Raw genomic sequence first — 14,075 nt, 5'->3', positions numbered from 1 at the left:
CTTATGCCTTAATTGTAAAAACCTACTCTAAAGGACTACACATGCAAAAAAAGAAAGCTAAAAACCCACAACCGAATTTGTTTAGCATCTTAGATAATAGCGATATTGCAACAAACAATCCTATTGAAGAATCAGACAAGGCCAATGAAATACAAGATCCACTCCCTTATGTCGTGAAAACGCAAATCAATAGAGCAAGCATGATTTCTAGAAATCCTATTGAATGGGCAAAGTATTTAAGCTTTGAAAAACGAATATATAAGGATAATAGTAAAGAAGATGTCAATTTCTTTGCCAATGGTCAGATAAAAGAAAGTTCTCGTATTTATGAAGCGAATAAGCAAGGGTTTGAAAGGCGCATCACTAAAAGATACGATCTGATTGACACTATAAACAACAAAGAGTTTTTTTCAAAAGAAATTGAAATTCTAACCCACACAAACAGCTTAGAAGAATTGAAAGAACAAGGTTTAGAAATCCAATTGACCCACCATAGTGAAACGCATAAGAAAACCTTAGAAAATGGCAATGAAATCTCTAAAGAATACGACCACCTTAAAGATATTTATCAAGAAGTAGAAAGAACAAAAGATGGTGGATTGGTAAGAGAAATAATCCCTAGTATTTCTAGCGCTGAGTGTTTCAAGCTCTATGACAAACTGCCTTTTGAATCAATAAACAATGAAAATGCCAAACTGAACACTAACGACAATGAAGAAGTCAAAAAACTAGAATTTGAATTAGCTAAAGAAGCGCATACTTTAATCCTAGAGCAACAATTGCTTTCAGCAACAGATTATTATTCTTGGATAGATAAAGATGATTATGCGTCTTTTGCTTGGAAAATGCATAGGCTTATCAATGAAGATAAACTCAAAGAAAACCATCTCAGCGCAGATAACGCTAATAAGATTAAGCAATTTTTCTTTAATAATGGTTTTATTTTAGGCTGGACTAAAGAAGAGCAAAGCGCTATACAAGAAAACAGAGATTATTCTTTGAGAAGCGCTCTTTTAAGTTTAAAAGAAATCGCTCAAGCAAAAATTGAATTGCAAAAATACTATGAAAGCGTTTATGTTAATGGTGATGGGAATAAAAGAGAAATCAAGCCTTTTAAAGAAATTTTAAGAGACACCAACAATTTTGAAAAAGCTTATAAGGAGCGTTATAACAAATTGGTAAGCTTGAATGAAGCAATCATTCAAGCTAAAGAGGGTGGTAATGAGCAACAAAAATCTAGTGCAAATAACAATAACCCTATTAAAAATACAATAGAGACTAATACTTCTAACAATATTATTCAAAATAATGATAATAATCATCCAAATTTAAGCGTTGCTGATTTAGAATTAGAGCAACAGAATTTAGGAGAACCAAATGGAAAAGAAAAAACAAATCGCGCAGATGAGCCGAGCAGAGCTAGAGCAGGAATTCCGCAAGAAATTCACCGCAGAAGCGAACCTAGAGGACAGCAAGAGGGAGTGGAGCGATCGAGTGATGAAGATCTTTCGCACCAAGACTCTAGTTTATTTACTGAGCCTAGAGAGCAGGGAGGAACAAGAGGAGTTTATAGATCTAGCGACCAACAGGCAGTTTCAGAAAAATCCCATAGAGAGCGAGATAGAATACATGAACATGTATCTAGAGGAGATGGAGTATCAGCAAGAGCGGATGCAAGAGCAAATAGCAATGGAGCATCAAGCCAAGCAAGCCGAATGGAAAATGGAACAAGAAGCGAAGAAAAGGGGGATAATCCCAATGATGAGAGAGGAATACCACAGACACCGCAATCCCCATCTCATCAACAAAATAGCTCCAGAGATTTGGGGCTTTCTCTCTCTAGAGAACAGCCAGGACAGACTGGACGCTTACGCCTTTTTGATCATGGACAGATGGGCTCATTATTTCCCACAGACCATGAAAACCAAAGAAAAAGGAGCGATAATGAGCTTGATAGACGCAGTGATAGAGCAAACGAAAATGGAGATAAAAGCCCTAGACAGGATGGAAGCGCAAATCAAGAGGGCGCAAGGAGTGAGCGATATGGAATTGCTCAAGGAAGCTCAAATCAATCAGTATTACCACTTGCTCAAAGCCGATTACATCATGCAGGACTCAGCACACCAAATGGACTTGGAAACCTTGAAGAAAACAGGGATCAAAAGAGAGGACTTTTATCAAATTTAGACCATTTAGAAAGCCTGCTTAACGCTATTAGAAACAACACCATAGCGAGTGAGCCTGACTTTAGATCCAGGCTCTTAGAAGCCATTCAAAACAACGAGCCTTTAAAAGATAGCCTTGTGGGGGCACAGCTCCTTAAAGACCCTACGACTAAAATCTTTTATGACAAATTCCAATTAAGAATCAGCCCTAAAAAAGTCTTAGAGATTTTAGAAAATCGCCTTAAAAAATCCATTGAAACAACGAATGAAACGCTAAACGCATTCAATGCACTGGATAGTCAAGCCATTGATTTAAACGCTATTTCTAATAGCGTAGGATTAAATCCCACACAAGAGAGAAAAATAACAGACAATAGCGTAGAGTTGAATAACGCGCAAGAACAAATCGCGCAAGAGCAAGACACGCAAGAAAACGCGCCAACCACGACAAAACAAGAAACACCAATTACGCCAGCTATCCCCCTTAATCCTAAAATAGATTTTAAACCGAGCGAAGAAGTTTTAATTAAGGGATCTAAAACTCGCTACAAGGCTAACATTAAAGCCATTGAGCTTTTAAAAGAATTGCAAGCCAAACAAGAGATCTTAAAAGGCGATTATTACGCCACTTTAAAAGAGCAAGAAATCCTAGCGCAATTTAGCGGATGGGGTGGGTTAGAAAGCTACTTTAAAAAGGCTCAACACCCTGAGGAATTTAAAGAATTAAACGCCTTACTCACTAAAGATGAATTCAGAACAGCTTATTTGAGCGCAAGAGACGCTTACTACACCCCTAAATTAGTTATTGATAGCATTTATCAGGCTTTAGATCAATTAGGGTTCAATAACGACAACCATCAAAAAGAAATCTTTGAACCCAGTTTAGGCACAGGCAAATTCATCGCTCATGCGCCAAGCGATAAGAATTACCGCTTTATGGGAACAGAATTAGATCCTATTAGCGCTAGTATTTCTAAATTCCTCTATCCTAATCAAGTCATCCAAAACACCGCTTTAGAAAACCACCAATTCTATCAAGACTACGATGCGTTTATTGGCAACCCTCCTTATGGCAATCATAAAATCTATAGCTCCAATGACAAAGAATTGAGTAACGAGAGTATTCATAATTACTTTTTAGGGAAAGCTATCAAAGAATTGAAAGATGATGGTATAGGAGCGTTTGTGGTGAGTTCTTGGTTTATGGATGCTAAAAACCCTAAAATGAGAGAACACATCGCAAAAAACGCCACTTTTTTAGGAGCGATAAGATTGCCTAATAGCGTGTTTAAAGGCACAGGAGCAGAAGTAACTAGCGACATTGTGTTTTTTAAAAAAGGCGTTGAAAAAACAACCAATCAAAGCTTCACTAAAGCTATGCCTTATTATGACAAGATCATTGATAGCTTGGATGATGACACCCTTTTTGCCTTACAAAACAACCGCTTTGATAGTTTTATCCCTAGCGATCAACTTAAGATTGTCAATGCGATTGCAAGCCATTTTGGTTTCAAACAAGAAAAATTGCAACGCTGGTATGAAAAAATAGACACCGCTAACTTTGGCTATAAAGAACAAGACTATGAGATCATCAAAGACTTCATGGATAAAGTTGGAAAGAACAATATCAATCTCAACGAACAAACCCTGAATGAATACTTCACCCACCACCCTGAAAACATTCTAGGGCATTTGAGTTTGGAAAAAACCCGCTATAGCTTTGAAACAAATGGCGAACAAATTTACAAATACGAGTTGCAAGCTTTAGAAGATAAAAGCTTAGATTTATCCCAAGCTCTCAATCAAGCGATAGAAAAATTGCCTAAAGATGTTTATAAATACCATAAGACTACCCTTAAAACAGACGCTCTCATCATTGATGCCAATAACGAACGCTATCAAGAAGTTCAAAAGCTAATCAAAAATTTAGAAAGGGGGGAATTAGTCAAGTGGGATAATCTTTATTTCCAACTAGAACAAAATAATGAAATGGGTATCTTTTTAAAGCCCACTAAAATCAACTCTAAAGTCCAAGATTCACGATTAAAAGCCTTTTTTAAAATTAAAGACGCTTTGAATGATTTAACGAGCGCGGAATTAAACCCCTTAAGCTCTGATTTAGAGCTAGAAAGTAAAAGAGTTAGGCTCAATCTTGTTTATGATGAATTTGTCAAGAAATTTGGCTATCTCAATGAGAATAAAAATCGTAAGGACATCAAACAAGATTTGTATGGCGCTAAAGTCTTAGGATTAGAAAAAGACTTTGAAAAAGAAATCACCCCTAGAAGCGCTAAAATGCAAAACATAGAGCCAAGGCAAGCTCAAGCTAAAAAAGCTCAAATCTTTTTTGAAAGGACTTTAAACCCTAAAAAAGAACTTATTATCACTAACGCTAAAGAGGCATTAATTGCAAGCATCAACCAAAAAGGGTGTTTGGACTTGCATTTCATTAGAGATCATTTCACAACCCAAAGCTTAGAAACCACGATTAAAGAACTTTTAGAGCAAAAACTGATTTATAAAGACCACAAGGATAATGGCGGCTATATTTTAGCGAACGATTATTTGAGCGGCAACGTGAAAAGAAAACTCAAAGAAGTTAAAGAAGCCATCAATCAAGGCGTGGAGAGATTAGAGGCTAATGTGAAAGATTTAGAGCTGATTATCCCTAAAGATTTGAAAGCCACTGAAATCATGGCTAATATCAACAGTCCTTGGATACCCACTCAGTATTTAGAAGAGTTTTTAATAGAATTGAGCGCTAACCATTATGAAAAGCAATACGGCGATAAAATGACAGATTACCAACTAGGCAATCTCAAAGAAGACATCAAAGTAGAACACCTAAGCGGCGCTTATGAAGTTTCTATTAGAAGTAATGAACTAAACGAGCTTTATGGCATCAGGCATAAAGACAAAGCGCATTCTTATAAAGCGCCTTTTGAAAGCCTTTTAAATAAAGTCTTAAACAACAAGGATTTGAGCGTTAAATACGCCCAAGTTGATCCTAATGACCCTAAAAAAGAAATCTTTATCACTGATGAAGAGCAAAGCAATCTCGCCAGACAAAAAGCAGAAGAATTGAAAGAAGCTTTTAAAGACTGGATTTATAAAGATTATACAAGAAGAACCCATTTAGAGCAAATCTATAATGACACTTTCAATAACTCTGTTTTAAAAACCTATGATGGCTCGCAATTAGAACTAGAGGGCTTTAACCAGTATATCAGCTTGCGCCCCCACCAAAAGAACGCTATTTTTAGAACCATCCAAGACAGGGCGGTGTGTTTAGACCATCAGGTTGGAGCAGGCAAGACTTTGTGCACTATAGCCAGTTGCATGGAACAAAAACGCATGGGATTAGTGAATAAAACGCTCATTGCCGTGCCTAACCATTTGACCAAGCAATGGGGCGATGAATTTTATAAGGCCTACCCTAACGCTAACGTGTTAGTTGTTGATAGCAAGGACACCACTGAAAAAGAAAGAGAACTTTTATTCAATCAAATCGCTAACAACAATTATGACGCTGTGATTATCGCGCACACCCATTTGGAATTGTTGTCTAACCCTAGAGGAATCATAGAAGAATTGAAAGAAGAAGAGCTAGTGAATGCCGAAAAAAACTTTGAAAGGCAAGAACTGGCTTATAAAAATAACCCTAGAGAAACTAAAAAACCCAATGAAAGAGCCTTTAAAAACAAACTGGATAAAATCCGCGCTAAATACGATGCGATTTTAGAAAAACAAGGCTCTCATATTGATATTAGTCAAATGGGGATTGACAATTTGATTGTGGATGAAGCCCACTTATTCAAAAATCTAGCCTTTGAAACTTCTATGGAAAAAATTGCAGGGCTTGGTAACCAACAAGGCTCTAATCGCACTAGAGATTTGTTTATTAAAACGCGCTACTTGCATCAAAACGATAAGAAAATCATGTTTTTAACCGGCACGCCTATAGCTAATTCCTTGAGTGAAATGTATCACTTGCAACGCTACCTAACCCCTGATGTGTTAAAAGAAAGAGGGTTAGAATTCTTTGATGATTGGGCTAAGACTTATGGGGAAGTGGTGAATGATTTTGAATTAGACACTTCCGCTCAAAGTTATAAAATGGTCAATCGCTTTTCTAAATTTAGCGATGTGCAAGGCTTAAGTGCCATGTATAGAGCTTTTGCGGACATTGTCTCTAATGATGATATTTTAAAGCATAACCCCCACTTTGTGCCTAAAGTGTATGGGGATAAACCTATCAATGTGGTGGTGAAAAGAAGCGAAGAAGTGGCTCAATTTATTGGCGTGGCTGATGAAAATGGCAAATATAATGAAGGCTCTATCATTGATAGGATGCAAAAATGCGAGGGCAAGAAAAGCCAAAAAGGGCAAGACAATATCCTTTCTTGCACCACAGACGCTAGAAAAGTGGCTTTGGATTACCGCTTGATTGACCCTAACGCTAAAGTAGAAAAAGAATTTTCTAAAAGCTATGCTATGGCAAAAAATATCTATGAGAATTATTTAGAAACTCATGCCACTAAAGGCACACAACTTGGTTTCATAGGGCTATCCACACCCAAAACCCATAGCCAAAAAGTGAGTTTAGAAGCGCTAGATAACGCTCACGAAACCGAAAACAAAAATCCCCTAGATGAAACTCAAGAACTTTTAGAGAGCTTGTCTAGTTATGATGAAAATGGCAATCTTATCGCTCCTAGCAAGAAAGAATTAGAGAACGAACTCAAAGAGAAAGGGGCTAAAAGCGTCAATTTAGATGAAGAGATAGCTAAAGGCTGTTCGTTTGATGTTTATAGCGATGTTTTGAGGCATTTAGTCCAAATGGGTATCCCACAAAATGAAATCGCTTTCATCCATGACGCTAAAACCGAAGAGCAAAAGCAGGATTTGTTTAAAAAGCTCAATCGTGGCGGAGTCAGGGTATTATTGGGCAGTCCCGCTAAAATGGGAGTAGGCACTAATATGCAAGAAAGATTAGTCGCTATGCATGAATTAGATTGCCCATGGAGACCTGATGAATTGTTGCAAATGGAAGGGCGTGGGATAAGACAAGGCAATATTTTGCACCAAAACGATCCTGAAAATTTTAGAATGAAAATCTATCGCTACGCCACTGAAAAAACTTATGATAGCCGTATGTGGCAAATCATAGAGACTAAATCTAAAGGCATAGAGCAATTTAGAAACGCGCACAAATTAGGCTTGAATGAATTAGAAGACTTTAATATGGGGAGTTCTAATGCGAGTGAGATGAAAGCAGAAGCGACAGGCAATCCCTTAATTATTGAAGAAGTCAAATTAAGAGCGGAGATTAAAAGCGAAGAGGCTAAATACAAAGCTTTCCATAAAGAAAATTATTTCAATGAAGAGAATTTGAAAAACAACTCTTCTAAATTAGATTATCTCAAACAGGAATTGAAAGATTTAGAAACGCTTCAAAGCTCCATAATAATCCCCACTCATACAGAGATCAAGCTCTATGATTTGAAAAATGAAGAGAGTAAGGATTATGAGCTTATCAAAGTTAAAGAAGTAGAGCCTTTAAAAGAAAATGCCTCTATGAGTGAAGAATTAACGCACAAAAAACTCAAAGAACAAAACAAGCAAATAGCCGAACAAAATAAAGAAAAGCTAGACGCTATTAAAAAGCAATTTGCAAGCAATTTGAACGACTTGTTTTTCAATGAGGAAAGAGATTGTAAGCTTTTAGAATACAAGGGCTTTGTGGTGAACGCTTATAAAACTAAGTATCAAGTGGAATTTAGTTTAAGCCCTAAAGACAATCCCAATATTGCCTATAGCCCTAGCAATATGGTTTATAAAAACGATACTAACCAACTGTTTAGCTCTTATAATTTCTGCGCTGAGATCAAATTTGATGGGTTTTTAAAGAGATTGGATAACGCTATCACTAAACTCCCTGAAAAAATCAAGGAATTAGAAAACTCCATTGAAACCACTCAAGAAAATATCGCTAAATACACAAGATTAGTGGAGCAAAAACCTTCTTACCCACGACTAGAATACTTGCAAGCGTTAAAATGGGATCATAAAACTTTAATAGATGATTTAGCTAAAATGAGCAAAGACAGAGATTATAAGCCTGTGTTCAACCCTAAATCTAAAGAAGTCTTAGAGAAAATGAACGCTGAAAAAAGAGCGAGTTTAGTGGATGAGAGTAAAGAGCAAGGGGTTAAGGGGAACACAAAGAGCCATGATGAAATAGAGCTAGCTACAGAACAAGTGATTGAAAAAGAAATAGAAAAAGGAGCTGAAATTATCTATTCTAAGGAAGTTGCAACCACTAATAATGTTGATTACTACAAGAACGAACAAGAAGTGGAAATTACTAAATCAAGGGGTAGAAGATGAGAAAGCAGTCTAACAAACTCTTTAGTTTTTTAAATGGCATTAAGTGGCGTGATTTACGCCTTATTATGCGAGTAGTCAAGCTAGTGAAACGATTAGCTAAGTTTAAATAAGGGGAAAACAATGTTTGAATTAGGATTTTTTCTATTCTTAGGGCTTTATATTATCAATTCTATCTACTTGTATAAAGCCCTAAATAGCACCAAACAATCTCAAGAAGATTTTATGAATAAGCATAGCGAATTATTAGAAAGCTTGCTTGATGATGTAAGCGAGTGCAAAAAGAGATTAGAAATCTTAGAACAAAAATCAATTAAGGAGTTAAAGCAATGAATTACGATGTTTTAATGGGATTTTTAGCACTAATCTTGCTAATTCTTTGGTATGCCTATGGATTAAGGCAATATCTTAAATTAAAAGATAAGAATAAGAGATTAAAAGAGAAATTACAACGCTGTAATTGTAATATTAAAATTCCTAGTATTCTTGAAATGGCGCATAAACCTATCATTATGGATATTAAGGGGGAATTGCTACCACATCTTACAGAGAGTTATAGAAAATCAAAACTTAAGGAGTAATAACAATGAGCAATACAGAAATAAAGCGTAGCAAATAGGCTAACGAAAAAATGGAGTTAATTAAGAAATTGGAAAAAGAAAGCGAAGTTTTAAAGAAAGATTTACAACAACATTCAAACGAGCTTTTTAAAATGTTGATTATTGATAATGAAGATTTGTTTAAAGAGCAATTTGAGATTATGTTTAAAGCATGGGTTGAAATCGTAAAAATGATGTTTGAATTAACCAAAAAAACCAAATTTGATGGCGAAATGATTGGCTACACAGAAGAACTTTTAACCTTTTTAGTTAGAGATTTTTTTAATGGGATTTTTAAATCCAAAGTAATACCTAAAATGCCTATTTTTTGCGGTGATGTTAAATGCGAAGATTTTAATGCCCTAAGAAGTTTAGTTTATCTTTCTGTGCTTGAGTTGGAAGAGACGATAAATCCTAATAAAATCCCATTTTAAAGGAGCAATCAAATGAATAACAGCGTCATCATTATTGAAAGTCCTAATAAGGTAGCTAAGATTAGAGAAATCACAGGAGCTAAGGTCTTTGCTACCATAGGGCATTTTATGCAACTTAAAAGCTATGATGAAAGTAATGGCTTTAAGCCGACTTTTGATTATGACCAAAAAAAGAAAAAACATATTTTTGAGATGATAGAGGCGTGTAAAAACAAAAAGGTTTATATCGCCACTGACCCTGATAGAGAGGGTTATGCTATAGGCTATATGTTTTATCAAAAAATCAAAAATGTAGCTAGTTCTATTTATAGGGCGGAGTTTTTTGAAATCACACCAAGTGGGATTAACAAGGGCTTACAAAACGCCATTTTATTTGAAAACACCAATAAGCAAATGTATCAAAGCGCTTTAGCAAGACGAGTTGCAGATATGCTCTTAGGTTTTACGCTATCCCCTTATTTAGGTAAGGCTTTAGGACAAATGAAAGGTAGTAGTGCTGGGCGAGTGCAAACCCCTTGTTTAAAACTCATTGTAGATAGAGACAGAGAGATTGAAAAATTTAAGGCTTTACCTGAAAATGAGAAAGTAAGCTATCAAATTCAAGCTAAGATTAACGATAGTGCTAATAGAGAAGTCATCATTAAGCATTGTGATGAAAAGGGCGAAGAGATTAAATTCAATGATAAAGAAGGGGCTTTAAAACTCTTTGAGAGCTTAAAGGATAATAAAGCTTGTCTTTTAAAAGATTTAAAAAACTCTGTTGTAGAGACTAAACCTAAAAAGCCCTTTATCACTTCTACGCTTTTAGAAAGAGCGAGTTCTGAGTTAGGTTTAGGTATCGCTGAAGTGCAATCTTTAGCTCAAAGTCTCTTTGAGGCTGGACTGATTACTTACATTAGGACAGATGCGGAAAGTTTGAGCGTGGAGTTTTTAGATGAGACAGAGAGCTTTTATGCACCTATTTATAAGGACTTGTATTTAAAAAGAGAATACAAGGCTGGCAAGCAAAGCCAAGCAGAAGCCCATGAAGCAATTCGCATCACACACCCCCATACTACTGAAGATTTAGAAAGCATAGTCTATAATGCTAATATTACTAATCAAGACGCTTTAAAACTCTATCAACTCATTTTTGAAAGGACTATTGAAAGTCAAGGCAAGAATGCCATTTATGACAAGCAAGATTTGCTCTTTAAAATCAAAAACGAGTATTTTAAATGTTCTGTAAAGGGTTTAAAAAGTGCTGGATTTTTAGCAATGTTTTCTAAAAAAGAGCTAGAAAATGATGAAAGTAATGATGATAAAGACAATAAAGAAAAAGAACAAAACGCACAATTTAATCTAAAAATTGATGATGTGTTAAGTCTAAATGACTTAGTTTTAGCCACCATTAAAAGAAATGCCCCAAGTGCTTATAAAGAAGGCAGATTTTGTCAAGCTTTTAGAAAATAAAGGCATAGGCAGACCTAGCACTTATGCGAGCTATTTGCCTACGCTTGTAAAAAGAGAATATATCAGCATTAGCCAAGATAAAAAACACATTATTACGCCTACACATAAGGGTAAAAGAGTGGTAGAAGTGTTTGAAAATGCTTATCAATTCATTATTGATTTGACCTATACTAAACAAATGGAAGAAGTGCTAGATGAGATTGTAGAAAATAAAAGCTCTTATGTGGATTTTATCAGCAATTTAAATTCTAAATGCCCTAAGATTGAAAAGCTAGAAAGAAATGATGATGAGATAAAACCTAGCAGTGAAGGACAAATCACTTATATAGAAAATATTTTAAGAGATTTGCAATTAAATTTAAGCGAAGAGTTTAAAAACTACAAAGAAGACAACAGAGTGGCTAAGGCGTTTTTAGACCGATACATTAAAGAGCATGAGTTTTTTAAGAAAAACAACAAAAAGGCTAGTAGCTCTAATAATGATGAAAATAGACCCGCTACGCCTAAACAAATTAGCTTTGCTGAGATGTTAGCTAAAAAGCATAATGTCAAGCTCCCCAAAGGATTTAAATATAGTATGAAAGTGTGTGGGGATTTTATCAATGAGTATCATAAGAAGTAGTAAGTGAAATTTTGCTAAACTAGAACCTAATTAAAACTAATGAGGGAGTTTAGCATGCTTTATATTCCACCCACTTCAAAAGAAGTCTATGTTAGCTCTATTGTGGCTTTAAATATCCATAGCCCACAAGGCACAGGAGATTGGCATAGTAGCTATACTTTAATGGAGAATGCGTTTGATGATATAGGGGTTTATATCTATGGTGAAAAACAAGCTCATAATACTAATAAACTACTAGGCAATCTAGGCATTATAGATGGCACAGCAAGGCTCAATAAAATGGGCTATTACCCTAAACATACTCCCACTTATATTGCAGAGCATCCAAGAGCTTGTGTAGATTGTCTCTATGTTTCTGTATTGCAAACTGGAAAGCTAGGGGTTGTTATGCTAGATGAATGGTTTCCTAGTATTGAAGATAAAGAGAGTGTCTATGCGCTTATAGAAGTGATGAAACCCAAATTAAACAAGCAAGAAAGAGAGAATTTGGATAAATGGATAGCAAGAAACCCCATTATAGAGTGAGTTTAAGCGAACAAGCTCTTAATCATGAAAAACTGATGAGAGCCATTGTTAAAAATCTAGCCGACACCCCTATGGTATTAAAAGGCGGAACAGCTTTGTATCTAGGCTATGGCTTAAATCGTTTTTCAGAAGATTTAGACTTTGATTGTCATAAAAAAATCAATCTCTTAGGCAGAGTAAAGAGTACTATTCCTAATGGCATTATCTTAAATGATATTCATATTAAAAAAGACACTGATAGTGTGGTGCGTTATGCTACCAAAGACAATAAAGAAGAACAAACTTTAAAATTAGAAATATCTTATAGAGACGCACCAAAAGAGAGCGAAGTCAATGTGATTGAGGGAATGCGAATTGCTAAAATAGAGCGTATTATTGATAACAAACTCTGTGCTTGCTTTGATGGGGAGCATACAAGAACTAAAGCTAGAGATTTATTTGATTTGCATTTTTTAGCCAAGCATTATGAAGAACATTTTAACTTAGATTTAGCAAGTCGCTTAAAAGATTTTAGCAAAGACCCTGATAAATTAGTGAGCGATTATTTAGTAGATGTAAAACTAGATGCTTTATTAAATCAAATTATGGACTTAGAAGAAACAGCCCTAGAATTAGGGGTAATGGCTCAACTAATACATAAAAAACTTGAAAAACAATCTCATTCCCTTAATGCCTTGCAAGAGCAACAAGGCTATAGCAATAATGATAATAACCTAGACAATTCTAATGAAAACACCTACACACCTAAGCGTAGGCGATAGTAACCTTATTGAGTGGGTATTTGATAGTTTTTAGTTGTTTTGTCTTGTTAATTTAATTCTATTTAAAACTACTTAAATACCCTTGCTCTCTAAAATCTCTTTAAAACATTGTTGCAATTTTTTAGAAAATGGCTCTTTTTCTTTGTCATAGTCTTTTCCTAAGCTGATATAAAGTGCGGTGTCTTTGTCTTTAAAGTCTTTGATTTTTTTTGCAAGTTTATAACTCAAAAATTCTCTAATCTCTTTAGCATAACCTTTTACTAAAACTTGCAATAAGTCAATGTCATAAGAAAATTTATCTTTAAGGACATTTTGAGCGATTTCTATTAAGCACTCATCATAGATTTCTACACTTTCATTAAACACTTCTTCTACATCACTTTCTTTAATACCATTTAAAAATAGATAGTAATTAAAGAGCCTATCTTCTTTTTCTTCATTTAGCCATTCTAAATCATCTTCATATTCTTCTTCATCTATAGGCTTAAAATCACTAGGAATAGTGCTTTCATAATCAATAGGACTAAACTTACACATCAAGCGTGAAATAAGAATTTTAGGGGCATTCTCATTGCTTATCTTAGCAAACACCATATTGGCTAAGATATTAGCTAAGATTAACTTCTCTACTAAACCAGCTTGGCTGATTTCTTGTTCTAGTGTATCCTTAAACTTTAAAGGGGTGTCTTTATAGATTGTCTTATGCGTAAAAAATTCATTCAAGTTCATTGTTTTCATTATTGCCCTTTTCTTTGTTTTGTAATCTTTCTAGTTGCTTTAAAAGCTTTTGCTCTTGGGTGTTTTTTCTGTGTTTTAAATGCCTAATAAGCGCTTCTTCAATAAAAGTGCTTCGTGTCTCTTTAAATGAGCCAAATTCTAGCAAAAATTCATCAAGTTCTTTTATCATACAAGGACTAAAGGTAATGTTAAAGCTCTTTTTCTTATCTTCATCTAACAAACTTTTTTTACGCCCCCTTTTTTTAGGGATTTTTACTTCCTTTGTGCTAGGCTCTTGTTTTAGGGAGGTATCTTGGGCTTGTTCTTCTTGTTCTTCAAACTTCTTTTCTAGCTCATCAATTTGTTGTAAATCCATACTTGTGTGCTCCTTATTGTGTTTATTTTTGTGCTTT

8 protein-coding genes and 1 pseudogene are annotated in these 14,075 nt (G+C 35.1%); 7 read left to right on the top strand and 2 right to left on the bottom strand.

The window, feature by feature from the left end:
- Positions 1 to 41 precede the first annotated feature (41 nt).
- The 7 genes and pseudogenes from DQL14_RS00485 (at position 42) to DQL14_RS00455 (ending at position 12,945) form a co-directional block, all read left to right on the top strand.
- Entirely contained in the window at positions 42 to 8,555 is an 8,514-nt protein-coding gene (locus DQL14_RS00485; protein WP_108169471.1) for an SNF2-related protein, read from the top strand.
- A 120-nt stretch (positions 8,556 to 8,675) separates the two neighbouring features.
- Complete coding sequence (locus tag DQL14_RS00480; RefSeq protein WP_000462384.1) at positions 8,676 to 8,885, top strand: hypothetical protein; 210 nt, start codon at positions 8,676 to 8,678, stop codon at positions 8,883 to 8,885.
- Positions 8,882 to 9,133: a hypothetical protein gene (locus DQL14_RS00475; protein WP_108169470.1), complete on the top strand. Its 252-nt coding sequence runs from the start codon at positions 8,882 to 8,884 to the stop codon at positions 9,131 to 9,133. The genes DQL14_RS00480 and DQL14_RS00475 overlap by 4 nt, the downstream gene beginning before the upstream one ends.
- A gap of 68 nt (positions 9,134 to 9,201) precedes the next feature.
- The gene (locus tag DQL14_RS00470) at positions 9,202 to 9,585 is read left to right on the top strand and encodes a hypothetical protein (RefSeq protein WP_000410259.1); all 384 of its coding nucleotides are present in this window, start codon (positions 9,202 to 9,204) and stop codon (positions 9,583 to 9,585) included.
- Positions 9,586 to 9,597: 12 nt separating this feature from the next.
- A pseudogene (locus DQL14_RS00465) lies at positions 9,598 to 11,659 on the top strand (type IA DNA topoisomerase).
- A 54-nt stretch (positions 11,660 to 11,713) separates the two neighbouring features.
- A complete protein-coding gene (locus tag DQL14_RS00460) occupies positions 11,714 to 12,184 on the top strand; it encodes a hypothetical protein (RefSeq protein WP_000965795.1) in 471 nt (156 codons plus the stop codon).
- Complete coding sequence (locus DQL14_RS00455; RefSeq protein ID WP_108169469.1) at positions 12,154 to 12,945, top strand: nucleotidyl transferase AbiEii/AbiGii toxin family protein; 792 nt, start codon at positions 12,154 to 12,156, stop codon at positions 12,943 to 12,945. Before DQL14_RS00460 ends, DQL14_RS00455 begins: the two co-directional genes overlap by 31 nt.
- A gap of 72 nt (positions 12,946 to 13,017) precedes the next feature.
- On the opposite strand, the gene DQL14_RS00450 is transcribed toward DQL14_RS00455, so the two are convergent.
- Complete coding sequence (locus DQL14_RS00450) at positions 13,018 to 13,683, bottom strand: hypothetical protein (protein ID WP_108169468.1); 666 nt, start codon at positions 13,681 to 13,683, stop codon at positions 13,018 to 13,020.
- Positions 13,661 to 14,038 (bottom strand): hypothetical protein, encoded by a 378-nt coding sequence (locus DQL14_RS00445; RefSeq protein WP_108169467.1) that lies wholly within the window; start codon positions 14,036 to 14,038, stop codon positions 13,661 to 13,663. Before DQL14_RS00445 ends, DQL14_RS00450 begins: the two co-directional genes overlap by 23 nt.
- Positions 14,039 to 14,075 lie beyond the last annotated feature (37 nt).

It is taken from the genome of Helicobacter pylori NCTC 11637 = CCUG 17874 = ATCC 43504 = JCM 12093 (assembly GCF_900478295.1).
Lineage (GTDB): Bacteria > Campylobacterota > Campylobacteria > Campylobacterales > Helicobacteraceae > Helicobacter > Helicobacter pylori.
The sequence above is the reverse complement of the archived record's forward strand: the minus strand, read 5'-3'. Positions and strand labels throughout refer to the sequence as shown.